The organism is Paractinoplanes polyasparticus, from assembly GCF_019710575.1.
Lineage (GTDB): Bacteria > Actinomycetota > Actinomycetes > Mycobacteriales > Micromonosporaceae > Actinoplanes > Actinoplanes polyasparticus.
Window position 1 is genome coordinate 76556 of record NZ_JAHWFK010000033.1, and the last position, 26772, is coordinate 103327.

Consider the following 26772-nt stretch of genomic DNA (forward strand, 5'->3'; position numbering starts at 1 on the left):
ATGAGCCGTTGGCCGCCCGGGCCGGACACTTCGCCGTCAGGCCGGGGATCGGTCACGATGGGCCAGGGTGACGCCGGCGCTGGCCACGGTCACCAGGGTGAGGGCGACGACTTCGGCCGGGCCCAGGCGCTGCCGGAGGATGATCAGGCCGGCCACGGCGGCGGCTGCGGGTTCGAGGCTCATCAGGATGCCGAAGACCCGGGTGGGTATGCGGCGCAGGGCATTCAGTTCCAGGCCGTACGAAAGGACTGACGACAGTACGGCCACGGCGGCCACACCGAACAGGAGTGAGGGGTGGTTGGTCACTTCGGCTGCTCCGGCGGCGCCGAAGGGCAGCACCAGGACCGCCGCTACCGCCAGTGACACGGCCAGGCCGCCCGTGCCGGGGACCAGGCCGCCCAGGCGGGCGCTGAGCACGATGTACGCGGCCCAGAACAGGCCGGCCACGAAGGCGAGCACGAGGCCGGCAATGGGGGCCGAGCCGCCGCTGTCGAAGCCGAGCAGCAGCACGCCCGCGGCGGCCAGCGCGGCCCACAGCAGGTCGAGCACCCGCCGGGTCTGCACCACGGCGAGGAGCAGCGGGCCCAGGAACTCGACGGTGACCGCGATGCCCAACGGGACCATGGACAGGGACAGGTAGAAGATCAGGTTCATGCCGGCCATCGCGACGCCGAGCAGCCCGGCGGCTCGCCACGCCGCCGGCGACCAGGTTCTCAGGCGCGGCCGGGTGAAGGCCGCCAGGATGATTGCCGCGAACGCGAGGCGCAGGAGGGTCACACCGGAGGCGCCCAGGTGGTCGAAGAGGCCGGTGGCGATCGCGCTGCCCACCTGCACCGACGCGATGGCCGTCAGAGCCATCAGGAGCGCGGGAGCCCGGAGAGGGAGCGCGGGAGCCCGGAGAGCCGGAAGGCGATGGGTGCGAAGGCGCGTCGGAGGACGGCTCATTCGGTGCGCAGGGCGACGACAGGGTCGAGGCGGCCGGCGCGCTGGGCGGGGACCACGCCGAAGATGATGCCGACGATCGCCGAGACGCCGAAGGCCAGGGCCAGCGACCACCACGTGATCGCGGCCGGGACCGGGGACAGCGCGTCGACCAGCAGCGCGGCGGTGACGCCGAGGGCCATGCCGAGCACGCCGCCGATCGTGGTGAGCAGCACCGCCTCGAGCAGGAACTGCACGCCGATGTCGCGGGGGCGGGCGCCGACGGCCTTGCGCAGGCCGATCTCCCTGGTCCGTTCGCGGACCGAGACCAGCATGATGTTGGAGACGCCGACGCCGCCGACGAGCAGGCTGATGCCCGCGATGGCGGCCAGCACCCCGGTCAGCACGCCGAGGATGTCGCCCAGCACGCCGAGGATCTGTTCCTGGGTGACGGCGCTGAAGTCGCTGTCGGGGTGGCGCTCGGTCAGGGTGTCGACGACGGCCGTGCTGAGCTGGTTGATGCGTTCGCGGTCGGGGGCCCGGATGGCCAGGCCGTCGATGCGCTCGGTGCCGAGCAGCCGCTGGGCCGCGGTGACGGGCACGTGCACCTCGCTGTCGCGGTCGACGCCGAGGCTCTGGCCGAGCCGTTCGAACGTGCCGATGACCCGGAACCGGACGCCGCCGATGGTGATCTGCCGGCCGATCGGGTCGCGGTCGCCGAACAGGGTGGTGGCCGTGCCGGCGCCGAGCACCGCCACCCGGCGGCCGGTCGTCACATCCGTACGCGTGAGATAGGAACCCCGGTCGAGCCGGCGCACGAAGACGGTCGGGGTGTTGTCGAGGACGCCCTGCATGCTGGCGAAGGCCGACCGGGAGCCGGCGCGCACGGTCTCGCCCGAGGCGATCGTGGCGGCGACCCGGTCGCGGTCGCCCACCACGCGGGCCACGGCCTCGACGTCGTCCAGCGTCATCGTCGAGGCGGCGGGGGCCGACCCGGCCTCGAGCCGGCCCGGCACGACCAGCAGCAGGTTGGAGCCGAGCCCCTCGACCTGCTGCTCGATCTGGCCCTTGGTGCCGGTGCCGATGCCGACCAGGGCCACCACCGCGGCCACGCCGATGACGACCCCGAGCATGGTGAGGACGCTGCGCAACCGGTTGGCCCGCAGCGCGTCGAGCGCGACCCGCCACGCCTCGGCCACCCTCATGCGTCGGCCTCCGAGACGATCAGGCCGTCGCGCATGACGATCTGGTGCTCGGCGCGGGCGGCCACCTCGCGGTCGTGGGTGACCAGCACGACGGCGACGCCCTCGGCGTTGAGCGATTCGAGCAGGGCGAGCACCGACTGGCCGGTGGCCGAGTCGAGATTGCCGGTGGGCTCGTCGGCCAGCAGCACCGACGGGCCGGTGACCAGGGCCCGGGCGATCGCCACGCGCTGCTGCTCGCCGCCGGACATCTGATTGGGGCGGTGGTCGACGCGGTGCGACAACCCGACGCGGCCGAGCATCTCGGTGGCCCGGGCCCGCCGCTCGCGCCGGCCGATGCCGCGGTAGACCAGCGGCAGGGCGACGTTGTCGCGGGCCGTGGTGCGGGCGAGCAGATGGAACGACTGGAAGACGAACCCGATGGTCTCGTTGCGCAGCTTGGCCATCTCGCCCGGGGTGAGCCCGGAGACGTCCCGCCCACCGATCAGCAGGGTGCCGCCGGTGGGGCGGTCGAGGCCGCCGAGCAGGTGCATCAGCGTCGACTTGCCCGAGCCGGAGGTGCCGACGATGGCCAGGTAGTCGCCGGGCTCGATGGTCAGCGACACGCCCCGCAGCGCGGGCACGGACACGCCGTCGAGGTCGTAGGTGCGGCTGACGCCGGTCGCGACGATGGCCGCCGTCATGAGGGCCGGTCGCCCGGCTGGATCTCGTCGGCGCCCGAGACCGCTATGCGCTGGCCGGCGTCGAGGCCGCCGGTGACCTGGACGATGTCCTCACCCTGCACGCCGAGGGTCACCGGCACCCGCTCGTAGCTGTCGCCGCGGACCGCCCACACCGTGTCGCGCCCGTCGACGTTGATGATGGCCGAGGCGGGCACGGTGACGGCGTCGTCGGCCTCGCGCACCTGCAGCCGGATCACCGCGCTCATGCCGGGCCGGGGCGAGGGCGCGTCCTCGCCGGGGGTGAGGTCGAGGCGAACCTTGTACGAAACCCCGCCGCGCGCCGACGTGGTCGGGAGCAGGTCGATGGAGCGCACGCTCGCCGCGTAGGCCGAACCGGTGGCCGCGTCGAGCTCGACGGTGGCCTTGACCCCGGGCTTGACCAGCAGCACGTCGGTCTCGTCGACCTCGGCCAGCAGCCCGAGGCGGCTCACGTCGACCACGGTGAACAGCGGGGTGCCGGCCGCGACGTAGGCGCCCCGGGGCACGGCCGTGTCGACCCCGGGCAGCCCACTGCCCCCACCGGCCGCGGCCGGAGCAGCGCCGCCGGATGACAGCAGGTCGCCCAGCGACGACGGACTCGCCCCGGCCGTGCCGCCGAACTGCACGACCCCCGCCACCGGCGCCCGCAGGGTCAGCGCCTCGACGGCCGCGTCGGCCAGCTCGTAAGCCTGCTGGGCCTGCAGCCGTTGGGCCGCCGACAGCGAGCTGACCGCCTCGCCCAGCGACGCCACGCCCCGCTCGACCGAGCGCAGGGCCGCAGCCGCCGCGGACGAGGCCGCCGAGTATTGCTGGTTGGCCGCGTCGACCTGTTTGAGGAGCACCTCGCGCAGGGCCGGGTCGGCGATCCTGGCGGCGGCCGCCCGGGCCTGCTCGAAGGCGTCGGCCGCCTGCTTGTCGGTCTTGCGCCGTACAGAAGAGAAGCCGCTCGAGGAAGAGAAGCCGCCCCCACCGCGGGACGCCTCGTCGAGCGCCCGCTCGGCGGAGCGGCGCCGGGCCTCGAGCTCGGGAGCGTCGATGACCGCGAGGACCTGGCCCTTGCTGACCCGGCGGCCGGGCTCGACCCGCAGGTCGTCGAGGGTGCCGGCGGCGGGCGCGCTGACCGTGGCCGCGGCCCGGGCGGTCACCGAGCCGGGCGCCTCGACGATCTCGGCCACCGTGCCGCGCGTGGCCTCGCCCAGGCGCACGTCGGTCGGCTCGTCACCGCAGGAAGCGGCGGTCGACGAGACCAGCAGGACCCCGGCGACGGCAAGAACAAAAGGGCGGCGGTGTTCGGACACGCACGCCACTCTATGTCGGCCCACCGACAAGAAAGGAACGAAGGCGGACCCCCCGTGGTGGCCCGCCTTCGTCCAGTGGTGAAGCGATCAGGTGCCGGGACGACGCCCGATCAGCTTGACCCGCATACCGATCTTGCCGACGTTCCAGTACGTGCGAGCGTCGCTCGGCAGAAGGTTCACGCAGCCGTGGGACCCGCGCCACTTGTCGTGGATGTAGGTCGTCGTCTGGTGGAAGCCCTTACCGCCCTGGAAGCGCTGCCAGTAGGGCAGCCACACCTCGTACGGGTCGGACCATTCCTTCTTCGTGCGCTTGTTGATCTTGTATGTGCCGGCGGGCGTGCGGTAGTTCTTCATGCCCGTGCGGACCACGGTCGGAGCGGCGAACTGCTTGCCGTTCTTCATGATCCACGACGTCTGCTGCGTCAGGTTGACGCAGAACGTGTAGCCCGACTTCTTCGGCTTGCATGCCGCGACCTTGGTGGCCGCGAGGCGCTTGGCCACGTCCCACGTCGTCGGGCCGGCCAGACCAGCGGCGGGCTGAATGCCGTACCGCTTCTGGAACTTCTTGATGATCTTGCAGTCGGCGGCGGACTGCTTGCCGTCGACCTTGGTCTTGCCGAACATGCCGATCTTGTTGATCAGCGTCTCGACCTGCTTCTGGTACTTGCCGGTCGAACAGCCCGCCGCGGCGGCTTTGGTCACCACTGTCGTAGCCACGGCGGCGCTCGCCCCGGCCGGTGACAGCGCCACCGCGCCGAGACCGCCGCCGACCATCGCCGCCAACGCGACTCCGGCCGCAACCCGTCTCGATCCCACTGTGGTTCCTCCCCAGAAACGTGTGCGCACATAGAAGCACAGCAGTGCCGCTCACGACTCCCCGGGAAGGAGCGTGGCGCGAAACCGGTAGGTCACATCGGTCCGCGCGCACGCCGCTTGAGAGAAGTTCGTCAGGATTCCGGGGTAGCGAAGTCCTGCACCCAGTACGGGGTGCGGTCGCGCGCGATGGCCAGGCCGACACCCATCTCGTGCAGCCGGCAGTCGAGGATGTTCTCGCGGTGGGTGGGGCTGTTCATCCAGCCGTTGACCACCTCGTACGCGCTGTCGGCGCCGCGGGCGATGTTCTCGCCGTAACGCTTCCACCTGTATCCCCGGTCGCTCACCCGGTCGCCCGCGCTGTCGCCGCTGGGCGACTCGTGTGCGAAGTAGTCGCGGCGAGCCATGTCGGCCGCGTGGTCGTTGGCCGCCTCGATCAGCCGCCGGTCCAGAGTGAATGGATCGCAGCCGCCGTGCCGCCGGTTCTGGTTGATCAGGCGGAGGACCCGCTGCTGCACGGGCGCGGCCGGGCTGGCTGAGACATCGGAAGCGGTGACGGCCTGGCGTGCGCCGGCCATCACGTCGGCGGCGGGCCGCTGCACCTGGCGCGGCTGTTCCCGCACGACCCTGGGCTGCTCGCGGTGCTGTTGCTTCGGCTGCGCCGCGAGGGCCTGATGCTTGGGCCGAGTGGGGGCCTGGGCGTCATCCCGTACGGAGTTCTGAGGCTGAGCCGGGGGCAGAGCGACCCGGTTCTGCTGCCGGCGCACGTGGTCGTCGCCCTGGACGGAGGAGCCGGGCCGGGAACGGGAGTCGTCGAGCGCCGGCCCCCGACCGGCGGACGGCTCGCCGTCGCCGGAGTCGCCGGAGTCATCGGAATCGCCGCCTGCCAAGTCGCCGCCGGAGAAGCCGCTCCCGTCGTCACCGCCCCCGAACAGGCTCGGCCACCAGAAGCTGCTCCAGCCCGGCGTTTCCGGCCTCTCGTCGGCGGCCGCCGAGGTCGCCACGAAGCCGCCCCCGAGCAGAAGCGCCGCCGCCGCACTGACCACCACGACTGGTTTCCGCATACCCCGTAATCCCCATCCTCCAGGGCCACCCGGCCGCTCCGGGTCACCTCCACCGGAGGTCAACGTCACAAACCGGGCACGGTCACTTGCGGTCCGCCCAGCCGTCACCGGGCAGGCACCGGCCGGTGTCGCTGCCACGGGGAGCGCCAGCAGGAGTTTTGCCGTTTCTCCGGGCAGCACGGACGTCGCACAAACGCACCGACAAACCGGACAGTTCATGCGTACGGGGTAAGCCTGCGGTGCTGTTGTTCCCGTCCGTGCGGAGGTCGCAGCGCCGGGCAGCGGACTGGCAACCTCGTCGCGGTGCGCAATCGATACCTGGATCTGCTCCGTGCCGCCGCAATCGTCCGGGTGATCGTCTACCACCTGTTCGGCTGGCCCTGGCTGTCCGTCGCGCTCCCCGCGATGGGTGTCATGTTCGCGCTGGCCGGCTCGCTGACCGCCGCCTCGCTGGCCAGGCGTGACGCCGCCCAGGTGGTCAGCTCCCGCCTGCGGCGCCTGCTCCCGCCCCTGTGGTTGCTGGGACTGATCGCGGTGCCGGTCATGCTGGTCACCGGCTGGGCGGCCGAGGACGACGGCGAGCATCCGTTCAGCCCGGCCCGGCTGGCGTTCTGGATCCTGCCCCTCGGCGATCCGCCCGGCAGCGATCAGGCCGTGGACGTCTGGGAACCGCTCTGGTACCTCCGGGCGTACGTCTGGTTCGTCCTGCTCTCGCCGCTGCTGTTCGCCCTGTGGAAGCGGATCGGCTGGGCCGCTGTCGCCCTGCCGCTGGTGATCATGGCCGGGCTCGACGTGACCGGCTTCGAGCTGCCGGAGACGGCCGACGCCGCGCTGTGGGACTTCGTGGCGTACGGCGCGTGCTGGATCGCCGGCTTCGCCCATCACGACGGGCGGCTGCGCGGGCTGCGGCCGTGGCTGGCCTTCCCGGTCGCGCTGGCGCTCGGGGCGGGGGCGGCCTGGTTCGCGTACGACTACGGCACGTACGACCTGAACGACGTCCCCGAGTCGCAGGCGCTCTGGTCGCTGGCGTTCGTGCTGATCGTGCTGCGCTGGCAGCCGCCGATGGGCTGGCTGGCCCGGATCCGCCCGCTCGACCACGCCGTCTCGGTGATCAACGCCCGGGCCGTGACCATTTATCTGTGGCACAACACCGCGATCGCCGCGGTGTGGCCGGTGCTGGCCTTCGTCGCGCTCGATGACCTGGCCGACCGCGTCGGTCCGGTCACCGACCTGGTCGTGGCGCTCGTGCTCACGCTCGGCGCGATGATCGCCTTCGGCTGGGCCGAGGACGTGGCCGCCCGCCGCCGGCCACGCCTGTGGCCCGACACCGCCTCGGCCGCACCCCGGCCCCCATCTCCCGAGCCCGGACCGGAGCCGGAGCCGGCGCCGGAGCCGGAGCCGGAGCCGGAGCCGGCGCTTTCGGCGCAGCCGACCGGCGCCCCGATGGCCCGCTTCTCGGCCGCGGCCGCAATGAGCCGGGCTCCCGCCAACTGGCCGCCCCTCCCCCGGACCACGACCCCCGAAGCCGGCAATCCACCCGAGACCAGCCACCTGCCCGCCGACGGTGTCCCGCCCGCCGGTGACGAACCGACGACCGGCGCCGAGCAGCACGACCCGGGCCTCCCCGTGGCGGGCCGCCGGCCCCACCCGCCCGGCCCGGCCGAGCCGGTCGACTGGTTCCGGTCCCCGCCGCTCGAACAGCGCGACGACCCGAGATGAGCGGTGTGAAGGAATCTCGGAAAAGCGGGATGAAGGCTCGCTAATCTGAGCGAATGCGGCAGTACGGACAAGCGCCCGCGCACGCCGACGAGAGCGCCGGCGCCGGAGTGGTTGCGCTCGTCTTCCGGGCCGGCCCGCTGCTGTGTGCGGTCCAACTGGACGAGGTCGTCGAGACCATGCGGCCGCTGGAGGCCCGCGCTCTGGCCGGCACCCCGCCCTTCGTGCGCGGCATCACCGTGCTGCGCGGCGTGCCCACCCCGGTCATCGACGTGTCGCGGCTGCTCGGGGGCGGGCCGGCCGACGCCGAGCGCTACCTGGCCGTCCGCACCGAGCGCGGCACCATCGCGCTGGCGACCGGCGAGGTGCTCGGCATCCGGGTCGTCGAGGCCGAGGCCACCGGTGGCCACCCGGCGCTGCTCGGCGGCGGCAGCACCCGCATGGTCGCGGGCGTCGGCACCCTCGGCGCCGAGCCGCTCCTGCTGCTGCAGAGCCTGCGCGCGGTGCCCGACGAGGTCTGGGAAGCGGCAGCCGTGAACGCGGGTGAGCCCTCGTGAGCGACTCGGCGCACGTCGCCCGCTTCCGCGAGCTGCTGGCCCGGCTGCTGGGCTGGACCTTCGCCGACAACGACGCCCCGCCGCTGGCCGGCCTGCTGCGGGACCGGGCCGACGACCACGGGATGAGCGTCGGCGCCTACCTGGCCCGGCTGGCCTCGCGACCCTGGGAGGCCGAGCTGTCGGTGCTCGTCGAGCGGCTCAGCATCACCGAGACCTACTTCTTCCGGCACGGCGAGCAGTTCACGGCGCTGCGCGAGGACGCCCTGCCCGAGCGGGCCGACGCCCGCTCGTCGCAGCGGATCCTGCGGATGCTCTCGGTGGCCTGCTCGTCCGGCGAGGAGGCGTACTCGCTGGCCATCAGCGGGCGGCAGGTGCGGTCCGACCCCGACTGGATCATCGACGTGACCGGCATCGACGCCAACCCGGCGGTGCTGCGCAAGGCGGACGCGGCCTGGTACTCCGCGTGGTCGCTGCGGGAGACGCCGGACGCTGTGCGCCGGCGCTGGTTCTGTCCCGACGACGGCGGTTTCCGGGTGGTCGACGAGATCCGCCGCCTGGTGCGTTTCCGGCGGGTGAACGTGGCCGAGTCCGGCGACGGCGTCTGGAACCACGGCCAGTACGACGTCATCTTCTGCCGCAACCTGCTGATGTACCTGACCCCGGCGGTGACCTCGGCGCTGGTCGAGCGGATGACCAACGCGCTCGCGCCCGGTGGCTATCTGTTCCTCGGGCACACCGACTCGCTCGGCCGCGACCCGGCCGGGCTGGAACTGCGGCACACCCACAGGACGTTCTACTACCGCCGCGCGGGTGGCCCGCCCCCGGCCCAGCGGATTTCGTCGCTGCCGGCCCCGGGCGAGTCGTCCGCCGTAGCCCCGGAACCGGGAACGCCCGCGCCGCGGATGGACGACGACATCTACGAGCGCAGCCTCGACCTGCTGCGGCAGGAGCGTTTCAGCGCCGCGCTGGAGCTGATCGCCGTGCCCCGGACCGGCATGCCGGGGGCCCGCGACCAGCTGCTGCACGGCGTTCTGCTCGCCCAGTCGGGCCGGCTGAGCGAGGCGATCGAGCTGGCCCGCCGGCTGAGCGAGGAGAACGGCCTCAACGCGGACGCGCACCAGCTGCTCGGGCTCTGCCTGGAGGACGGCTCAGCGGTGGCTGAGGCCATCGGGCAGTACCGCCTGGCCGCGTACCTGGACCCGGGGTTCGCCCTGCCCCGGATGCGGCTGGGGCAGCTCGCGCGGCGGCAGGGCGACGACCGCGTCGCGGCCGGTGAGCTGGAGCGCGCGCTGGAGCTGCTGGCGCGGGAGGACGACGAGCGCATCACCCTGTTCGGCGGGGGTTTCGGCCGCCTCGCGCTGACCGTGGTGTGCCGCTCCGAACTCGACGCGTGCGCGGTGCGCCCGTGACCGCCCGCTCCGGCTCGGTCTCCCGGCGCGTCGACCAGCTGCGCGACGACTTCGACCGGTCCTTCGCCGAGCCGGCCCGCAGCCATGACGAGGAGCATCTGGAGCTCCTGACCGTCCGGGCCGGCGGGCGCCCGTACGCGATCAAGCTCTCGCAGAGTTCCGGCGTGCACCCCGACCGCCCGGTGACGCCCCTGCCCGGGCCCCTGCCCGCGCTGCTCGGCCTGGCCGGATTCGCCGGGGCGGTGGTGCCCGTCTACGACCTCGCCGCGCTGCTCGACCATCCGGTTGCCGAGGTGCCGCGCTGGCTGGTCCTGGCGGCCGGCACGCCGCCGCTCGGGCTGGCCTTCCACGAGTTGGACGGGCATGTGCGGGCCGCCGTCTCGGACATCATCCGCGAGACGGGTCAGGACGGCGAGGACGGCGGCCGCGGCCGCGGCGGCACCCTGCGCGGGCTCGTCGACCTGCCCGGCGGCAGCCGCCCGATCATCGACATCCCGGCCGCGCGGGCCCTGGTGCACGCGCTGGCCGGACACGCGCAAGCCACCGACGAGGAGAACGCACCATGATGGCCGAACGCACCTTCGGCACGAAGCTCGCCGCCGGCTTCGGGCTGACCCTGGCGCTCACGCTGCTGATGACGGCGACCTCGGTGCTGACCCTGCGCTACGTGATGAACAGCAAGGACAACGTGATCACGTCGGCGCGGGTGAACCTGGTCGGCTCCGAGGAGCTCAACGGCCACATGGAGTCGCGGATCGCCGACTACCGCGCCTACCTGCTCGTCGGCACCGACGAGTATCTGCGAGCCGCCGAGCAGGATCGGGCGAACTTTCTCGCCGAGGCCGGCCGGCTCCGCGAGTCGATGACCGACGCGACGTCGCAGGAGCTTCTCGATGCGGTCACCGCGGCCGAGGAGAAACACGCCGCCGTTCTGACGCCGATCATGGAACAGCGCTCGCGGCTGAACGATCTGCGCAACGTCACCCAGCTCGCCGGCAATCAGGAGCTCAAGGCGGCCCGGATCGCGGTGCAGCAGGCGCTCGCCGCGCTCATCGAGCGGCAGTCGATCGTGGTGGACACCCGCCGGGACGAGTCGTCGAGCCGTGCCACCATGGCGAGCGCGTTCATCATCGTGATCGGCGCCGTGCTCATCCTCGGGGCCGCCGCGGTGGCCTGGAAGCTGAGCCGTGACCTGCGCCGGGAGGTGGGGGCCGCGGTCGGCCACATCCAGAGCTCCTCGGCCCAGCTCGAGGCGGCCGCCGCGCAACAGGCCTCCGGGGGCCGGGACCAGGCCAGCGCGATGAACGAGATCACCACGACGATCAGCGAGCTGCTGATCACCTCGCGGCAGATCGCGGACAGCGCCCAGCGGGTCTCGAAGATCGCTGAGGAGACGGCGGAGGCCGCCCGCACCGGCGACGCCACCGTGGAGCAGACCCGGACGTCGATCGCCGCCATCCGCACCCAGGTCGACCAGATCGTGCAGCACATGCTCGCGCTGGGCGAGAAGTCGCAGCAGATCGGCGGGGTCGCCGACCTGGTGTCCGAGCTTGCCGAGCAGACCAACATCCTGGCCATCAACGCGACCATCGAGGCCAGCGGCGCCGGCGAGTGGGGCCGGCGGTTCGCGGTGGTCGCCGAGGAGATCCGCAAGCTGGCCGACCGGACGGCCGGGTCGGCCAAGGAGATCCGGGCGCTCATCGAGGACGTCCGCGGGGCGGTGAACACGACCGTGATGGCCACCGAGATCGGCGCCAAAGCGGTCGACTCCGGGTCGCGGCAGTTCGACGACGCCACCAGCTCGTTCCGGCGGATCGCCGGGCTGGTGTCGACCACCAGCGACGCCACCCGCGAGATCGAGCTCTCCACCAAGCAGCAGACCACCGCCGTCGAGCAGGTCAACATCGCGGCCTCGGACACCGCCCGGGTCACCCGCGAGACCGAGGCCAGCGCCGTGCAGACCAAGCAGACCGCGGCCCACCTCAGCACGCTCTCCAGCGAGCTGCTGGACCTGGTCGGCACCGGGCGACACTGACATGGGGGCCGAGCTTGCGATGTCATGCCCTCCTGGCCCTCGTCTGCGAGGCCGTCGGAGGCGCACGCTGTGTGCCACTCGGTGCAGTCGGTCATGACGCGGGATCCGCTGCGCTACTTCCGGATCGAGGCCAAGGAGCTGGTCGACCAGATCAGCGCGGGCGTGCTCGACCTGGACCAGCAGCCCGAGGCCGACGTGGTGGCCCGGCTGCTGCGGTTCGCGCACACCCTCAAGGGCGCGGCCCGGGTCGTCAGGCAGCAGGAGATCGCGGACCGGGCCCACGAGTTCGAGGAGGTGCTGGTCCCGCACCGGGACGAGAGCACCCCGGCGCTCCCGGCCGACCAGATGCGCGAGCTGCTGCGCCTGAACGACGAGATCTCCGGATTTGTGACGGCCCTGTCGGCGCCCGCGCCACCGGTGGCCGAGCCGGCGCCCGCCGAACCGGAGGAGCCGATCCGCACGGTTCCCCTGAACGCGCCCACCACGCAGGCCGAGGTCGATCAGGCCCACGTCGACGCCGAGCTGGCCCGGGGGGCCGACGCGGCCTCGGACCGGCCCGAGCGGGCCGCCACGGCCGACCTCGACGACCTGCTCGACGCCATCGGCGAGGCCAGCTCCCGCATCGCCCCGCTGCGCGACGGCGGCCGGACGCTGAACCGCCTGCACCGCAACGTCGAGACGCTGGGTGAGCGCATGCGGGTCGGGCGCACCACCGTCTCGGACGCCTCCGCCCGCACCTCCGTGCGGCGGCTCGCGGGCGAGCTGGGCGCGCTCGGCCGCCGGCTCACCGACGCCGTGGACCAGGTCGAACGCGAGCTCGACGAGGTGCGCGGGCGGGCCGAGGGGCTGCGCCTGGTGCCGGCCGGATCGATCTTCACGGCGCTGCGCCGGGCCGTGCGGGACGCGGCCGAGGCCGAGGGCAAGCCGGTCCGGTTCCAGGCCAGCGGGGCCGACGTCCGGATGGGCCCCCACCTGCTCAACCTGATCAGCGGCGCCTACCTGCACGTCGTGCGCAACGCGGTCGTGCACGGCATCGAGCCCGAGAAGCAGCGCATCGCCGCCGGCAAGCCCGTCGAGGGTACGGTCGCCGTGCACGTCGAGCGGCGCGGCCGGTACGCCGAGTTCCGCTGCGCCGACGACGGCCGCGGCTTCGACCTGGCCGCCCTGCGCCGCACCGCCGAGGAGCGCGGCCTGCTCGCCCCCGGCCTGGATCCGGGCCCGCAGGGGCTGATCGACCTGGTGCTGCACGGCGGGATCAGCACCGCGCCCGGTGTCACCGAGGTGGCCGGCCGCGGCATCGGCATGGACGTCGTCCGGGACGTGGCCCTGCAACTGGGCGGCGAGGTGTCCATCGCCAACCGGCCGGGCCAGGGCGCCACCGTACGCCTGATCGTGCCCCTGACCCTGCTGAGCATGAACGGGCTGATCGTCGAGGCCGCCGGCACCACCACCACGATGCCGCTGGACGCGGTGCGCCGGTGTGTGCGCCTGGGCCCCGACGAGGTGGCCACCGCGACCGCGACCGCCCGGCTCGCCCACGAGCGCGAGGTGCTGCCGTTCCTGCCGCTGGCTCAGGCGCTGCGCGTGCCGGCCGGCGAGGAGCCCCGCTCCGGGGTCGCGGTGGTGCTGACCGCCGACCGCGACACCGTGGCGATCGGCGTCGACCGGCTGGCCGGCATCTCCACGCTGGTCGCCCGCCCGCTGCCGGATCTGGCTCCGGCCGCCCCGGTGATCGGCAGCGTCTCGATCGACCTGGACGGCAATCCCCGGCTCGTGCTGGACGCGCACGGGCTGGTGGCCGAGGCCCGGCAGGAGAGCACCACCGCGCGCGGCGACGCCGCGGCGGCGGCCCGGCCCAGGATGCCGATCCTGGTCGTCGACGACTCGCTGACCACCCGCATGCTCGAGCGCAGCATCCTCGAGTCGGCCGGCTACGAGGTCGACCTGGCCGCCTCGGGCGAGGAGGGCCTGGAACGGGCCCGCAGCCGCCGGTACGGCCTCTATCTGACCGACATCGACATGCCCGGCATCGACGGCTTCACGTTCGTCGCCCGGACCCGGGCCGACCCGCAGCTGGCCCACGTGCCGGCGATCCTGGTGAGTTCGCGGGCCAGCGCCGAGGACAGGCGCCGAGGCGCCGAGGCGGGCGCCTCGGCGTACGTGGTCAAGGGCGAGTTCAACCAGGAGGAGCTGCTCACGCACATCCGGAGGCTGATCCTCTGATGATCCGTGTCCTGCTCGTCGAGGATTCCGCCACCATGCGCAACCACCTGCGCGAGTCGCTCGCCGCCGACCCCGAGCTGCAGGTGGTGGGTGAGGCCACCGACGGGGGCGACGCGGTCGCGATGGTCGCGCGCCTGCGGCCCGACGTGGTGACCATGGACATGATGCTGCCGACGATGAGCGGCCTGGTCGCCACCGAGCACATCATGGCCGAGCACCCGACGCCGATCCTGGTCGTCTCGTCGGCCGACCGCAAGGAGCTGTTCAGCACGTACAACGCGCTGGCCGCGGGGGCGGTCGACGTGCTCGAGAAGCCGCGCGGCGACGCCACGGACGCCGACTGGGGGCGGCGGCTGTGCGCGGCCGTCCGCCTCGTCTCGCGCATCCGGGTGATCACCCACCCCCGGGCCCGGCTGGACGGTCGCGGCCGCCCGGCCGCCGAGCCGCCGGTCACTCCGCCGGTGGCCACGCCGGTGTCCGACGCCCTGCGCGTGGTCGCCCTGGGCGCCTCGACCGGCGGCCCGGGCGCGCTGACCGAGCTGCTGCGCGCGCTGCCGGCCGGCTTCCCGCCGCCGGTGCTCTGTGTGCAGCACATCGCGGCCAGCGAGCCGTTCGCCGTCGCGTTCTCGGACTGGCTGGCCGGGCAGACCGGGCGCGACGTCAGCTACGCCCGGGACCGCACGCCGGTGGCCGCGCTGACCGGCCGGGTGGTGCTCGCCCCGCCCGACCGGCACCTGCTGGTGCGCGACGGGATGCTCCGGGTCACCGACGGCCCGCCCCGGCACTCCTGCCGCCCCTCGGTCGACGTGCTCTTCGAGTCGGTGGCCGCCGAGTACGGCGCGACCGCGGCCGGCTGCCTGCTCACCGGCATGGGCCGGGACGGCGCCGAGGGACTGCTGACCATGCGGGCCCGGGGCGCGGTCACCTTCGCCCAGGACGAGGCGAGCTGCGTCGTGTACGGGATGCCCCGCGAGGCCGCCCTGCTCGGCGCGGCCGCCTACGTGTTGTCGCCGGCCCGGATGGCGGCCCGGATCGTCGAGCTCCAGCCCGCGGGGAGCCGGCGATGATCCACCGCGTGCTGATCGTGGACGACAGCCTCACCGTCCGGATGGACCTGCACGAGACCTTCGAGGCGGACGGCTTCCGCACGATCCTGTGCGCCACCGGGAGCGAGGCGCGGGCGGCCTTCGTCGGCGACGACTTCGACGTGGCCGTGCTCGACGTGCTGCTGCCCGACGCCGACGGGCTGGAGCTGCTCACCGAGCTGCGCGGCATGCCGAGCCGGGCCCAGGTGGTGACCGTGCTGCTGAGCAGCGAGGACGAGGTCGCCGACCGGCTCGCGGGGCTACGCACCGGCGCCGACGAGTACGTCGGAAAACCGTACGATGCAGGATACGTCGTGGCCCGCGTGCGCCAGCTGCTGCGCGAGGGTGCAGCCCGCGCCGACGACCGCACCACCGTGCTCATCGTGGACGACAGCATGACCTTCCGCGAGCAGCTGCGGGAGCTGCTCGAAAGCGAAGGCTACGCCGTGCTGACCGCCCCCAGCGGCGAGGACGGCCTGCGCGTGGCGGCCGACCGGCGGCCGCAGGCGGTGATCGTCGACGGCGTGATGCCCGGCATCGACGGCGCCACCGTGATCCGCCGCATCCGGCTCGACCCGGCGCTGCGCGACATCCCGTGCATCCTGATGACCGCGGCCGACGACTACGCCACCGAGCTGCAGATGCTCGACGCCGGCGCCGACGCGTTCGTGCGCAAGCAGCAGAACCTGGCGATCGTGCCGGCCAAGTTGAACGCCGTGCTGCGGCAGAGCTCCGAGCAGCTGCCGATCGACCTGACCGGCAGCCTGCACGGGCCGAGCAAGGTGCTGGCGCTGACCCCGGACCGGCAGCGGCTGGCCGGCCTGGCCGCGGCGCTGCGTGACGAGGGCTACGACGTGATCCCGGTGGCCGCCACCGACGACGCGCTCGACCTGCTCGCCGCCCAGCCGGTCGACTGCATCGTGCTGGGTCTCGGCCTCTCGGGCGATCTGGGCCGGGAGGCGTGCCGGCGGATCAAGGAAGTGCCGGTGATCGGCGAGACCCCGATCGTGATGACCGGGACCACCGACGACGACATGCTGGCCTGCCTGGAGGCGGGGGCGGACGATTACGTACGGGCGGATTCCGGCCCCGAGGCGCTGCGCGCCCATGTGCGTACGCAGATCCGGCGCAAGCAGTCGCACGACGAGAGCCGCCGCATCCGCGAGGAGCTGATGCGCCGCGAGCTGGACGCCGCCGAGGAACGGTCGGCCCGGCAGCTGGCGGAGACCCGGGCCGCCCTCGTCGAGGAGCTGGAGTGGCGCAACCGCGAGCTGGAGGCGTTCTCGGGCTCGGTCTCGCACGACCTGCGGGGCCCGCTCCAGGTGATCAGCAGCTTCGCCGAGCACATGCTGGACGACGAGGACGACCCGCTCAGCACCGAGATGCGGCGCCGGCTGAGCCGCATCCAGGCCGCCGCCCACCGGATGGCCGACCTGGTCGAGTCGCTGCTGATCCTGGCCCGGGCCAGCCGCGGCGACCTGCGCCGGTCCGAGTTCGACCTGACCGCCACGACGTGGCAGGTGATCGGCGAGGTCGAGGCGCGCGACCCGGACCACAAGGTCGCCTTCACCGTTCGCGACGGCATGGGCGCGGACGCCGACGAGGGACTGGTCCGGGTGATCCTGGAGAACCTGATCAACAACGCCGTGAAGTTCACCCGCAAGGTCGAGCGCCCCGCGATCGAGGTGGGCGAGACAGCCGAGGGGTTCTTCGTGCGCGACAACGGCGCGGGCTTCCCCGCGGGCAAGGCCGGCGAGCTGTTCCGGCCGTTCGCCCGCCTGCACAGCGCCAAGGACTTCCCCGGCACCGGCATCGGCCTGACCACGGTGCACCGGGCGGTCGAGCGCCACGGCGGCGAGATCTGGGCCGAGGGCGAGGACGGGCGCGGCGCGACCTTCTGGTTCACACTGCCCCCGGCCCCGGACCCCGGCGGACCGGACCGGCGGGCTCAGGCCCGCCGGACCGGCTGACTACTTGACGTACGTGAGGCCGTCCGAGATGACGGTCGGGCGGCCCTTGGTGCCCACGACCACGACCGAGACGGTGTGGGCGCCCGCGGTCAGCGCTTTGACCCAGATCGTCTGCCGGTGCGTGGTCTTCGCCGCCCTGGTGTCCACGGTGGTCACCTTGACGCCGTCGACGTAGATGGCGGCCTGGCCCGTCGCCGTCGTGCGGGTGAAGGTCAGCGCGGCCGAGCGCCCGTTGAACACGTACGCCAATTTGGCGTTCTTGGCCGACGCGGCGAGCGCCTTGCCCCCCAGGTAGGTGGTGGCGGCCGAGCGCGTGCTCCAGGTGCCGGTGCGCTTGGCCGACGTCTCGGGCATCTGGACGATCGTCCGGGTGACGGTCGAGACGCCCTCGTTGTAGGCCATGTCGGAGGCCTGCACGGTGTACTTCACGGCCACGTTCGGCTTGACCGTCGCGTTCCACACCGTGGACGTGCCGAGCATCGGGACCTCGTTCGGCGACAGGGCGAACTGACGGGCGATCCGGCCGTTGTTGTCGGCCGACTTGAAGTTCACCGCGACCGGCACCGAGGTGGCGGAGTACGTCCCGGTCTTCAGGGCCACCCACGGCGGGGTCGGGAAGGTCGGCTTGGTCACGTCACCGATGACCTTGGTGACCGGCGTGATGTCGGTCGCGCCGGTCACGTGCACCACGCGGACCGCCACGTTGTGCGGGCCCGGGGTGACGGTGATCTTCGCGCTGCCCGCGGTGTTGTTGCCCGGGCCGGTCGCCACGACCTTGCTGTCGACCAGCACCTCGAAGCGGCTGACGTCGGCCGCCTGGCCGCCGACCCGGTAGTAGACGGTCCCGTCCTCCCGCACGTAGAAAGGCGGGGTGGTCGGCTCGCCGCCGCTGACCGAGACGATCTGGAGGCCCGGCAGCGCGGCCCGGCCGCGGATCTGGCCCAGCAACGGATAGAACAGGTCACCCGGGCACTCCGTCTCGGCGCCGTCCCGGTGACCGGCGATGCGCGGGAAGGGCACCACGGTGCCCTTCGGCCACTTCATGCCGTCGATGCCCGCGACCAGCGTCGTGGTGCCGGTCGGGTCGTTGCCGTACGCGCCGATGCGGGCCGCCGCCAGTTCGGCGATCGAAGTGAGGGCCGCGTTGCTCGGCCGCACGGTGGTGTAGTCGCCGATCAGCGCGATGCCGGCCGTGGCGGTGTTGAAGCCGGCCACGTGCGCGCCGACCACAGCCTTGCCGACGCCACCGGCCCGGCCCTCGTAGATTGTGCCGCAGTTGTCGACGAGGAAGTTGTAGCCGATGTCGTCGAAGCCCTCGGAGATGTCGGTCGCCATGATCGCGCGGACGAAGTCCGGGGCGTCGGCGCACGTCTTCGGGAACTCGGTGCCGGTGTGGTGCACCCAGACCAGCTTCACGCCCTCTCCAGCGATCGTCGGCGGGGCCTTGACCAGGCTCTCGTTCGCCTTCCAGCCGGCTCGGGACACATAGGCCGGCATCCCCGGATTCGGCACCGGCGGGGGCACCGACGTGGGCGGCGGAGTCGGTGTCGTGGCCTTCGGGGCGGGCGGAGTCGCCGTCGTCGCGGGCGGCTTGGTGGCCGTCGTCGCGCCCGGGACGGGGCTCGCGGGCGGCGGCGCCTTGGGCACGGTGGGCGTCGGCACCGGCTCGCCGCCCCCGCGGCCGCCGGACTCGGGGGCGTTGGGGTCGATCAGCTTGAGCAGGAGCCCGGCCGGCAGCGGCTTGGTGGCGGCGCCGACGAGCCGGGCGGCCACGCCGTCGGACGGGCCGGTCCAGAGCGGCGCGGTGCGGCCGCGCGCCTTGGCCCGTTCGCCCGCCAGGTCGGCCGCGTCCTCGGCGACCGACAGGTTCTTCCAGCCGGTCCACTGACCCGTGCCGGCGTTGCGGGTGCGCACCTGGACGGTGCCGTCGGGCGCGTCCTTCGGGCTGTTCCAGCTGACGCTGATCATGCTGAAGTTCTCGGTCGGCCGCTGCGGCAGCGAGAACTTGCGGCCCAGGTTGCCGAGGTCGACCTGGTCGATCCGGATGCCGGACGGCTTGGCGGCGGCCGCAGCCGCCTTGACCGGCGCCGCCGGCGGCTCGGCCTCGGCGTGCGCCTCGTCACCGGAGACGAACCGCGCCACCGCGTCGCCGGAGCCGGTGAGGACGGCGACGCCGCCACCCGCCGCGAGCACCGCCGCCGCGGTTCCGATGCCTATTGCCAGTCGACGCCTCACACTGACCCCCGTTGATTCTGATCAAAGCCGGGCGTGAGGGTATCGAACGAGAATTCAGCTCGCCATCCCGAACCAGGGCCGGCAGGGCGGGAATCCGGTCACACTGACGTCGGCTCCGGACCAGCGCTCGGCGGTAAGCCGGAAATGCCGGAGTTCGACCACATCACCGCCGGTGTCGACGATGGTGCTGACCCCGTTCTCGGCGTAGCCGACCCGGCGCGAGACGCCCGCCGAGGCCGCGTTCGTGGTGGTGGCCGAGGTGATGGCCCCGGCCGCGCCGAGCTCGCCGAAAGCGAACTGCAGCATCGCCGTACGCATCGTCACCCCGAGCCCCCGGCCCCGCACCTCGGGCACGAGCCAGGACGCCGAGTCCACGGTCCGCAGGACCGGGAAGTTGTCGCCCTCGAGGGTCTGCACCCCGACCAGGTCGCCGCCGTGCACGACCGCGAAGTGCAGTACCCAGGACTCCGGCGACCAGGTGCCCAGCGCCTTCCAGTAGCCCTGACAGAACAGGCGTTTCTCGTTCTCGGCGTAGCTCTGCGACTCGAACAACGCCAGTCGCGGGTCGTGCCCGACGTCGCCGGGCAGGACCGCCGCCAGGTGGGGCAGGTCGGCCTCGGTCATCGGGCGCAGCACCACGTCGCGGAAGGCCAGCCGGACGCCGAACAGGGGCCAGAACTCGTTCATGCCCTGCTCTATAGCGCATCCGACCGGCCTTCCGCCCCCGATTACTCCGCGGCGAGCGCGGCGACGGGGCTCACCCTGGCGGCGCGGCGGGCGGGCAGCACGCCGGCCAGCGCGGTCAGCACGACCAGGACGGCGAAGACCACCGCGAGCTGGGCGACCGGCACGGTCAGGGGCGCGTTGACGCCCAGCGCCTCGACGGCCAGCCAGGCGTACGGAACCCCGAGCGCCAGCCCGAGGGCGGCGCCGATCACCCCGTACAGTGCCGATTCGGCCGTCAGCATGGTGCGCAGACCGCCCTTGGAGAGGCCGACCGCTCGCAGCACCCCGGACTCGCGGACCCGCTCGACCACCGACAGCGCCGTCGTGGTGCCGACGCCGACCACCGCGATGACGACCGTGAGGCCGATCAGGCCGATCACGATCACCAGCAGCATGGTGACGTTGTCGTTGATCTGGTCACGCTGGTCGGCCAGCACGTCGATGCGCCACATGCCGCCGGCCGCGGCCTGCGCGTCCTGAATCGCCCGGTTGCCGTCGGTGCGGGCCCGCTCGCCGCTCGCCGCCGCGTCGGCCAGCACCCCGGCGTACGTCGCCGGCGCGCCCAGCCTGGTCAGGTCGGCCGGGTCGAGCACAGCCGAGGCGTGCAGCGGCGCGTCTTCGGGCAGCACGGCGGCCACCGTCAGCTTGGCCGAGCGCTTGGCCGCCACGAAGTCCACCTGGTCACCGACGCGGACCCCGGTGACGTCGGCCGCGAAGCCGGACAGCACCACCTTGCCGGGACCGGCCGCGGCCAGCGACCCGGACGCCGCGTCCAGCTTCTTCAGCTGCGGCAGCCCGCTCATCACCAGGTCGGTGATCGGCAGCTCGAGCTGCCCGCCGATCCTGGCGTCCAGCCGCCGGTACGGGCTGACGTTGCTGATCTTGTCGTTCTTCCGCAGCTGCTCGACCAGGGTGGCCGGCACCGGGTCCTGGTCCACGCCGGTCAGCTCGTAGTCCGACGGCGAGGACACGGCTGTCTCCCGGTCGACCAGGACCCGGAACGACGCGCCGCCGACCAGGGCGCCGGCGATCAGCGTGACGCCGAGCGCCACCACCACCGAGACCGCGGCGGCCCGGCGCGGCGCCGAGCCCACTCCCCCGGCGGCCAGCCGGCCGACCGGGCCCGAGCGCCGGATCGGCCAGCCCAGCAGCGCCAGCACCGGCCGCACCAGCACCGGGCCCAGCGCAACCAGGGCGAAGAAGGCGAACGCGCCGGACGCGACGATGGCGAACAGCATCGGCTGGGCGTCGTAGTTCTTCGGATCGCGGCCGGGCAGGTTCGTGACCACGTAGCCGGCGAGCAGCACCGCGCCCACGGTCAGCAGCAGGCCGACGGCCCAGCGCAGCTTGCCGATGTCGCGCCGCGCCCCGGTCGTGCCGGAGCCGCGCAGCGCCTCCAGCGGCGAGACCCGCGAGGCCGACGCGGCCGGGGCGAGCACGGCCAGCACGGTGATCACGACGGCCAGCGCGATCGTGCCGAGCGCGGCCGGCACCGGTACGCCGGGTGAAGCGATCTGCTTGTCGAACCACCCGGCTACGGCCGGCACGAGATGGCCGACGCCGAGCGCGATCAGCACGCCCACCGTGCCGGCGGCCAGGCCGGTCAGCGCGCCCTCGGTGGCCAGCGCCCCGGTGATCGAGCGGCGACCGGCGCCGACCGCCCGCAGCAGGGCCAGCTGGCGCATCCGCTGGGCGAAGACGATGCGGAACGTCGACGTGGCGACCAGGCCCGCCGCGACCACGGCGATGGCGACGAACATGGCGATCACGGCGAAGATCGCGTTGACGTCCGAGACCTTGGCCTCGGCCTCCTCGTGCCGCACCGTGGCGCCATCGCTGGCCTGCGGCCGCGAGTCGGCTCCGACCCCGGCGAAGACTTCGTTGATCCGGCTCTGGACGGCAGCCTGATCCGCGCCGGGTGCCACGCGGACGTCGATCTGGCTCAGGAACGGCGCGCCGGTCAGCTTCACCAGGTCGGCCGTGGGGGCGTACGCCTGGAAACCGAAATCGTCGCGGGCCGCGACCACCCCGACCACCTTGAGCTTCGACTTGGCCTGGGGTTCGCCCTCCTCGTCGTAGCGGATCTGGGCGTCGACCGTGCTGCCCAGCTTGAGACCCATCCGCTCGACCGTGCGCGGGGTGACCGCGACCTCGCCCGGCGCCGACGGGAACCGGCCCTGGCTGACCGTGGTCAGCGCGAGCGGCCCGGTGCCCGGGTCGGCCAGCAGCTGCAGATACTCGCCGCCGACCTGGCCGCCGTAGTCGATCCGGCCGACCGCCTCCTCGACGCCGGCCGCCTTCTGCACGGCGGCCAGCAGCTTCGCGTCGATCGTGCCGTTGCGCACGACCACGTCGACCGCCTCGGGCGTGCCGCTCAGGCCGTTGAGCACGTTGCGCTCGGTCATCTGCTGGGCCAGCACCGTGGCGTAGACGACGAACGAGACCACCAGCACGGCGAGGCCGGTGAGCAGCAGGCGCGACGGGCGGCGGGCCACACCGCGCAACTGGGTGCGGAGCACGCTCATCGCGCGACCGCCAGGCTCTGCAGGGCGTCCGACACCGAGGTGATGTCGGGGTGGTCGATCTCGCCGGCGACCCGGCCGTCGGCCAGCAGCACGACGCGGTCGGCGTACGCGGCGGCGCTCGGGTCGTGGGTCACCATCACGATCGTCTGGCCCAGCTCGCGTACGGAATTGCGCAGGAACAACAGCACCTCGGCCCCCGATCGCGAGTCCAGGTTGCCGGTCGGCTCGTCGGCGAACACCACTTCGGGCCGCGACATCAGCGCCCGGGCGATCGCCACCCGCTGCTGCTGACCGCCGGAGAGCTCGCCCGGCCGGTGGTCGAGGCGGCTCGTGATCCCCAGCGACTCGGTCAGGTGCCCGTAGAGGTGCGGATCGGGACGGCGGCCGGAGAGCTCCAGCGGCAGCATGATGTTCTGCGCCGCGGTCAGCTGCGGCAGCAGGTTGAAGGCCTGGAAGACGAAGCCGATCCGCTCCCGGCGCACCTTGGTCAGCACCTTGTCGGGCTGCTTGGTCAGGTCGGTGCCGCCGAGCAGAGCCTGCCCCGAGGTGGCGGTGTCCAGGCCGGCCAGGCAGTGCATCAGGGTGGACTTGCCGGAACCGGACGGTCCCATGATGGCAGTGAACTGGGCGCGGGCGAACCCGACGGTGACACCGTCCAGCGCCCGGACCGCCGTGTCCCCACTGCCGTAGACCTTGACCAGGTCGACGGCGGCGACCGCGGCCAACGTGTCCACGCTCTGCGTCTGCATGATTTCTCCGCTCAATGACGTTCTCGACGCGGCACATCATGTGGGGAGCCGATCGGCCGGCACATCAGCCGCGAGCCAGGCCCCCGATCCGGGGCGGATCTGTCTTTCGGCCGATGGGAGCCCCCGTACCAGCGCATACGCTGGACGACGATGCAGACCAACCCCAACCGGACCGTCCTTCGCCGCCTGGCGCAGTTCCTCGCGCTCTTCGGGATGGCGCTGCTCGGCCTGTTCGACGTCGCCCAGGGCATCTTCAACGGCTCCGGGGTGCTGGGTCTGATCCAGGTCGGGCTCGCGCTGGCGGCGGCCGCGGTGTGGCTGCCCGTGCACCGCACCGGCTCCACCCGGCTGCCCAAGGCGGCGATCGTGCTCGGCGCCGCCTCACTGCTGACGACGCTGGCCACCGGCGCCTCGGCGGACGGCTCGTACGGGACGGCGAGCTGGGGTCTCGCCGAGTCGGCGGCCCTGCTCGGCGTCTGTTACGTCCTGGCCCGGCACTCCCCGCCCGGCCTCGCGGTCACAGCGCTGTTCGTGGTGGGGGCGGCGGTCAGCTTCATGCCGCTGCGCAGCGGTCAGACATCGCTCTACGTCATCTTCGGACTGATCCAGGCGCTCGCCGCCGCGGCCGCCATCGGCCTCGGCATCTACCTGCGGATCATCGAGGGCTCGCGGCAGCGGGCGGTCGACGCCGTACGGGCCGAGCAGCGCGCCGAGTTCGCCCGCGACCTGCACGACTTCATCGCCCATCACGTCACCGGCATCGTCGTGCAGGCCCAGGGAGCCAAGTTCATCGCCGAGCAGGACCCGCAGCGCGTGCTCCAGGCGCTCGACCAGATCGAGCAGGCCGGCGCCGAGACGATGACCTCGATGCGGCGGATGGTCGGCGTGCTCCGCGACCCCGACTCGAAGCCGGACGCCCCGCTGGCGCCCGTGGCCGGCGTCCACGACCTGGGCACGCTGCTCGAACAGTTCAACTCGGCCGGCGGCGCCACGGCCCGGATGCACCTCGACGGCTGGATCGACGGACTGCCCGTCGAGATCTCCACGTCGGCCTACCGCGTGGTCATGGAGGCTCTGACCAACGTGCGCCAGCACGCTCCCGAGGCGACCGCGGCCGACATCTGGATCCGCCGCACCCCCGAGTGGCTGCTGGTGCGCGTGGCCAACGACGGGGTGATCCCGGCCCGCACGGGCACCCCGCGGGAACGGGCAGGGTACGGTCTCGTGGGCCTGACCGAACGGGTCCGCGCGGTCGGCGGCCGCATCACGGCCATGCCGGGCATCGAGGGCGGCTGGGTGGTCGACGCCGCGTTCCCGATCGACCCCAGGACGGACCCATGATCCGCGTACTGATCGCCGACGACCAGGCCATGGTCCGCACCGGCTTCGGCATGATCATCGGCGCTCAGCCCGACATGGAGGTCGTCGGCGAGGCCGCCGACGGCGTCGAGGCGGTGGCCATGGCCCGCAAGCTCAAGCCCGACGTGGCCCTGCTCGACATCCGCATGCCCAAGATGGACGGCTTGGAAGCCCTGCGTCTGCTGTCCGGCCCCGGCGTGACGGACCCGGTCAAGGTGGTCGTGGTGACCACCTTCGACCTCGACGAGTACGTCCACCAGGCCCTGCGCAACGGCGCGGCCGGCTTCCTGCTGAAGGACTCCGGCCCGGCCCTGCTGGTCGAGGCAGTACGCGCCGCCGTCTCAGGCGACGCCCTGATCAGCCCGTCCATCACCGTCCGCCTGCTGGAACACCTGTCACCCCCAGCCCCGTCCGGCGACGACGGCGGCCTCTCGCCCCGCGAGCTCGACGTCGTGCGCCTGGCCGCCAAGGGCCTGACCAACGCCGAGATAGCCGCCCAGCTGTTCATCTCGATCGGCACGGTCAAGACCCACGTGGGCAGCGTGATGACCAAGCTGAACGCCCGCAACCGGGTAGAGATCGCCGCCTGGGCCTGGGAGCGCCGCCTGCTCGGCTGAGCCTCAGCGGGCGGCGGCGGACTTGTCGAGCTCGCGGCCGACCCATGCGTTCACGGCGAGGATGCCAATGCCGCAGACGAGCATGACGACCAGGATCAGGCCGATCACCCACGGCCAGCCACGGCGGGTCGAGGAGCTTGTCTCCGAGCTCTCGAACGGCCACTCGGAATCGTCGCCCGGATCGTCCACGTGCAGATAGTAGTAGCTACTTCCTGAGGGTTGAGCGGGTGATCGACGGTTTGCCCCGGCCGAGGTAGAAGATGCCGGGCAGCCCGGCCGTCTCGAAGCCGGCGCTCGGGTTGTCCAGCAGCTTCGAGTTGCGGATCTTCAGGGTGCCGGTGCGGTCGTTGCTGACGAAGAAGACCGCGCTGCCGCCCTCGGCGGCCTTGTTGTCGCGGATGACCGTGCCGTCCAGGGTGAGCGTGAAGGTGTTGCCGTCCAGGTAGATCGCGCCGCCGCTGCCGCCGCCGGGGGTTCCGCCGCGGGCCGGGTTGGCGCCCCGGCCGACCGCCGCGTTGCCGGTGAAGACGCTGTTGAGCACCGTCCACGAGACGCCGATGCTGCTCAGGGCCGAGCCGTTCGAGCACACGCCGCCGGTGAAGGTGCTGTTGACGACGTACACCGGCCGATCCCCGCTCTGGTCGAGCGCGCGGACGGCCGCGCCGCCGAGGTCCGGGCCCGTACGGTCGCAGCGGTTGCCGACGAAGCGCGAGTTGACCACCTTGAGCCGCCCGCCGCGGGCGAAGATCGCCCCACCGCCGCCGCCCTCCGCGGTCTGCCCCGTGCTGTTGCCCTTGGCGAGGACCAGATTCTGCACGGTGAGCCGCGGCGTCGCCTGATCGTCGCAGTGCGCGGTCGTCCACGTCTGGGCCTCGTCACACGTGTTCATGTAGAGGATGCGGCGCTTGCCCGCGCCGCTCAGCGTGACCCGCCCACCCCCGTCGAGCACCACCGTGGAGCTGGTGTTCCGCACCTTGGCCGTGGCCGTCATCGTGATCGTCACCGGCGCGGGCCCGCAGTCGAAGACGATGACTCCCCCGCGCGCGACCGCCTTCACCACCGCGGCCGAGGTGCAACTGGCCGGGGTGCCGTTTCCCACCGTACGGTCCGGCTTGCTGGTGTCGACGGCCCGCGCCTCAGCCGGAATCGTCGCCCGCCCAGCCGGATTCCCCGCCTTGGGTAACGCCGTGGGCACCGTCCTGGTGGCCGTCGGCCGAGGCGAGAGCGACGCCGGCGCAACCGCCGGGCCGGAGCGACCGGGCCTGGCCGAGGCTGGGGCAGCCTGGAGGCCGCTCGGCGCGGGATCCACCCGCACCGGCGTGCGCGCTGCCTCGTCGGCGCAGCCACCGAGCGTCGCCACGCCCATCAGAGCCGCCGTCAGCATCGCCAGTTCCCGCTTGAGCACGGGCCGACTGTAGAGCTCCCGCCGCGCCTGGAGAAGGGGCTCAGCAGACAGACGCCGGGATGACCGCCGGGGCGATCTCGGCCGGGGTCAGGTCGCGGCCGGCTATGCGGCAGGCGGCGGCCACCCACTCCTCGGGACGGGCGTCCCAGCTGTGCACGGCGC

The 26772-nt window shown here is 72.9% G+C and carries 22 protein-coding genes; 10 read left to right on the plus strand and 12 right to left on the minus strand.

The genetic code is table 11. The annotated features are described in order from the left end of the window. Positions 1-36: 36 nt before the first annotated feature. The 6 genes from KXC43_RS30125 to KXC43_RS30150 all read right to left on the minus strand — a co-directional run bounded on the left by KXC43_RS30125 (position 37) and on the right by KXC43_RS30150 (position 5999). Entirely contained in the window at positions 37-858 is an 822-nt protein-coding gene (locus KXC43_RS30125; protein ID WP_221379571.1) for an EamA family transporter, read from the minus strand. An 83-nt stretch (positions 859-941) separates the two neighbouring features. Next, positions 942-2126, minus strand: coding sequence for an ABC transporter permease (locus KXC43_RS30130; RefSeq protein WP_221379572.1), 1185 nt, complete (start codon positions 2124-2126; stop codon positions 942-944). Beyond that, on the minus strand, positions 2123-2806 hold the full coding sequence (locus tag KXC43_RS30135) for an ABC transporter ATP-binding protein (protein ID WP_221379573.1): 684 nt from the start codon (positions 2804-2806) through the stop codon (positions 2123-2125). Before KXC43_RS30135 ends, KXC43_RS30130 begins: the two co-directional genes overlap by 4 nt. After that, the gene (locus tag KXC43_RS30140; protein ID WP_221379574.1) at positions 2803-4122 is read right to left on the minus strand and encodes an efflux RND transporter periplasmic adaptor subunit; all 1320 of its coding nucleotides are present in this window, start codon (positions 4120-4122) and stop codon (positions 2803-2805) included. The genes KXC43_RS30135 and KXC43_RS30140 overlap by 4 nt, the downstream gene beginning before the upstream one ends. Positions 4123-4209: 87 nt before the next feature. Further along, entirely contained in the window at positions 4210-4905 is a 696-nt protein-coding gene (locus tag KXC43_RS30145) for a L,D-transpeptidase family protein (RefSeq protein WP_438870920.1), read from the minus strand. A gap of 164 nt (positions 4906-5069) precedes the next feature. Beyond that, positions 5070-5999 carry a CAP domain-containing protein gene (locus tag KXC43_RS30150; RefSeq protein ID WP_221379575.1) on the minus strand — a complete coding sequence of 310 codons (930 nt, stop codon included), beginning with the start codon at positions 5997-5999 and terminating at the stop codon, positions 5070-5072. Positions 6000-6302: 303 nt separating this feature from the next. Between KXC43_RS30150 and KXC43_RS30155 the strand changes: the two genes are divergently transcribed. The 8 genes from KXC43_RS30155 (at position 6303) to KXC43_RS30190 (ending at position 16994) form a co-directional block, all read left to right on the plus strand. Beyond that, positions 6303-7718, plus strand: coding sequence for an acyltransferase family protein (locus KXC43_RS30155; protein ID WP_221379576.1), 1416 nt, complete (start codon positions 6303-6305; stop codon positions 7716-7718). Positions 7719-7771: 53 nt separating this feature from the next. Beyond that, positions 7772-8272 (plus strand): chemotaxis protein CheW, encoded by a 501-nt coding sequence (locus tag KXC43_RS30160; protein WP_221379577.1) that lies wholly within the window; start codon positions 7772-7774, stop codon positions 8270-8272. After that, a complete protein-coding gene (locus KXC43_RS52430) occupies positions 8269-9681 on the plus strand; it encodes a CheR family methyltransferase (protein ID WP_221379578.1) in 1413 nt (470 codons plus the stop codon). Before KXC43_RS30160 ends, KXC43_RS52430 begins: the two co-directional genes overlap by 4 nt. Then, positions 9678-10247: a chemotaxis protein CheW gene (locus KXC43_RS30170; RefSeq protein WP_221379579.1), complete on the plus strand. Its 570-nt coding sequence runs from the start codon at positions 9678-9680 to the stop codon at positions 10245-10247. Before KXC43_RS52430 ends, KXC43_RS30170 begins: the two co-directional genes overlap by 4 nt. Beyond that, positions 10244-11716: a methyl-accepting chemotaxis protein gene (locus tag KXC43_RS30175; RefSeq protein ID WP_255645073.1), complete on the plus strand. Its 1473-nt coding sequence runs from the start codon at positions 10244-10246 to the stop codon at positions 11714-11716. The genes KXC43_RS30170 and KXC43_RS30175 overlap by 4 nt, the downstream gene beginning before the upstream one ends. Before the next feature lie 93 nt (positions 11717-11809). Then, the gene (locus tag KXC43_RS30180; protein ID WP_221379580.1) at positions 11810-13939 is read left to right on the plus strand and encodes a hybrid sensor histidine kinase/response regulator; all 2130 of its coding nucleotides are present in this window, start codon (positions 11810-11812) and stop codon (positions 13937-13939) included. Continuing rightward, on the plus strand, positions 13939-15006 hold the full coding sequence (gene cheB, locus KXC43_RS30185) for a chemotaxis-specific protein-glutamate methyltransferase CheB (protein ID WP_221379581.1): 1068 nt from the start codon (positions 13939-13941) through the stop codon (positions 15004-15006). The genes KXC43_RS30180 and cheB overlap by 1 nt, the downstream gene beginning before the upstream one ends. Then, positions 15003-16994, plus strand: a complete 1992-nt coding sequence (locus KXC43_RS30190; protein WP_221379582.1) for a response regulator — start codon at positions 15003-15005, stop codon at positions 16992-16994. The genes cheB and KXC43_RS30190 overlap by 4 nt, the downstream gene beginning before the upstream one ends. On the opposite strand, the gene KXC43_RS30195 is transcribed toward KXC43_RS30190, so the two are convergent. Genes KXC43_RS30195 through KXC43_RS30210 form a run of 4 tightly spaced genes read right to left on the minus strand, consistent with a single transcriptional unit; the run spans position 16995 to position 23232 of the window. Next, entirely contained in the window at positions 16995-19229 is a 2235-nt protein-coding gene (locus KXC43_RS30195; protein WP_221379583.1) for an N-acetylmuramoyl-L-alanine amidase, read from the minus strand. A 54-nt stretch (positions 19230-19283) separates the two neighbouring features. Continuing rightward, positions 19284-19916 (minus strand): GNAT family N-acetyltransferase, encoded by a 633-nt coding sequence (locus KXC43_RS30200; RefSeq protein ID WP_221379584.1) that lies wholly within the window; start codon positions 19914-19916, stop codon positions 19284-19286. Between the two features lie 41 nt (positions 19917-19957). Continuing rightward, positions 19958-22480: an ABC transporter permease gene (locus KXC43_RS30205; RefSeq protein ID WP_221379585.1), complete on the minus strand. Its 2523-nt coding sequence runs from the start codon at positions 22478-22480 to the stop codon at positions 19958-19960. Further along, positions 22477-23232: an ABC transporter ATP-binding protein gene (locus tag KXC43_RS30210; RefSeq protein WP_438870921.1), complete on the minus strand. Its 756-nt coding sequence runs from the start codon at positions 23230-23232 to the stop codon at positions 22477-22479. The genes KXC43_RS30205 and KXC43_RS30210 overlap by 4 nt, the downstream gene beginning before the upstream one ends. A 147-nt stretch (positions 23233-23379) precedes the next feature. On the opposite strand from KXC43_RS30210, the gene KXC43_RS30215 reads away from it, so the two are divergent. Together KXC43_RS30215 and KXC43_RS30220 are read left to right on the plus strand one after the other, a co-directional pair. Beyond that, complete coding sequence (locus KXC43_RS30215; RefSeq protein WP_221379587.1) at positions 23380-24570, plus strand: sensor histidine kinase; 1191 nt, start codon at positions 23380-23382, stop codon at positions 24568-24570. Continuing rightward, positions 24567-25205 carry a response regulator gene (locus KXC43_RS30220; protein WP_221379588.1) on the plus strand — a complete coding sequence of 213 codons (639 nt, stop codon included), beginning with the start codon at positions 24567-24569 and terminating at the stop codon, positions 25203-25205. The genes KXC43_RS30215 and KXC43_RS30220 overlap by 4 nt, the downstream gene beginning before the upstream one ends. Before the next feature lie 3 nt (positions 25206-25208). On the opposite strand, the gene KXC43_RS30225 is transcribed toward KXC43_RS30220, so the two are convergent. Together KXC43_RS30225 and KXC43_RS30230 are read right to left on the minus strand one after the other, a co-directional pair. Then, positions 25209-25394 carry a hypothetical protein gene (locus KXC43_RS30225; RefSeq protein ID WP_221379589.1) on the minus strand — a complete coding sequence of 62 codons (186 nt, stop codon included), beginning with the start codon at positions 25392-25394 and terminating at the stop codon, positions 25209-25211. Between the two features lie 16 nt (positions 25395-25410). Next, positions 25411-26571, minus strand: a complete 1161-nt coding sequence (locus tag KXC43_RS30230; protein WP_438870922.1) for a hypothetical protein — start codon at positions 26569-26571, stop codon at positions 25411-25413. Positions 26572-26772 lie beyond the last annotated feature (201 nt).

Bases quoted from the DNA above. Each gene is read 5' to 3' on its own strand.
- KXC43_RS30150 (WP_221379575.1), bottom strand. From the start codon at position 5,999: ATGCGGAAACCAGTCGTGGTGGTCAGTGCGGCGGCGGCGCTTCTGCTC.
- KXC43_RS30180 (WP_221379580.1), top strand. From the start codon at position 11,810: ATGACGCGGGATCCGCTGCGCTACTTCCGGATCGAGGCCAAGGAGCTG.
- KXC43_RS30160 (WP_221379577.1), top strand. From the start codon at position 7,772: ATGCGGCAGTACGGACAAGCGCCCGCGCACGCCGACGAGAGCGCCGGC.
- KXC43_RS30135 (WP_221379573.1), bottom strand. From the start codon at position 2,806: ATGACGGCGGCCATCGTCGCGACCGGCGTCAGCCGCACCTACGACCTC.
- KXC43_RS30175 (WP_255645073.1), top strand. From the start codon at position 10,244: ATGATGGCCGAACGCACCTTCGGCACGAAGCTCGCCGCCGGCTTCGGG.
- KXC43_RS30205 (WP_221379585.1), bottom strand. From the start codon at position 22,480: ATGAGCGTGCTCCGCACCCAGTTGCGCGGTGTGGCCCGCCGCCCGTCG.
- KXC43_RS30230 (WP_438870922.1), bottom strand. From the start codon at position 26,571: ATGGGCGTGGCGACGCTCGGTGGCTGCGCCGACGAGGCAGCGCGCACG.
- KXC43_RS30220 (WP_221379588.1), top strand. From the start codon at position 24,567: ATGATCCGCGTACTGATCGCCGACGACCAGGCCATGGTCCGCACCGGC.
- KXC43_RS30125 (WP_221379571.1), bottom strand. From the start codon at position 858: ATGGCTCTGACGGCCATCGCGTCGGTGCAGGTGGGCAGCGCGATCGCC.
- KXC43_RS30200 (WP_221379584.1), bottom strand. From the start codon at position 19,916: ATGAACGAGTTCTGGCCCCTGTTCGGCGTCCGGCTGGCCTTCCGCGAC.
- cheB (WP_221379581.1), top strand. From the start codon at position 13,939: ATGATCCGTGTCCTGCTCGTCGAGGATTCCGCCACCATGCGCAACCAC.
- KXC43_RS30130 (WP_221379572.1), bottom strand. From the start codon at position 2,126: ATGAGGGTGGCCGAGGCGTGGCGGGTCGCGCTCGACGCGCTGCGGGCC.
- KXC43_RS30215 (WP_221379587.1), top strand. From the start codon at position 23,380: ATGCAGACCAACCCCAACCGGACCGTCCTTCGCCGCCTGGCGCAGTTC.
- KXC43_RS30190 (WP_221379582.1), top strand. From the start codon at position 15,003: ATGATCCACCGCGTGCTGATCGTGGACGACAGCCTCACCGTCCGGATG.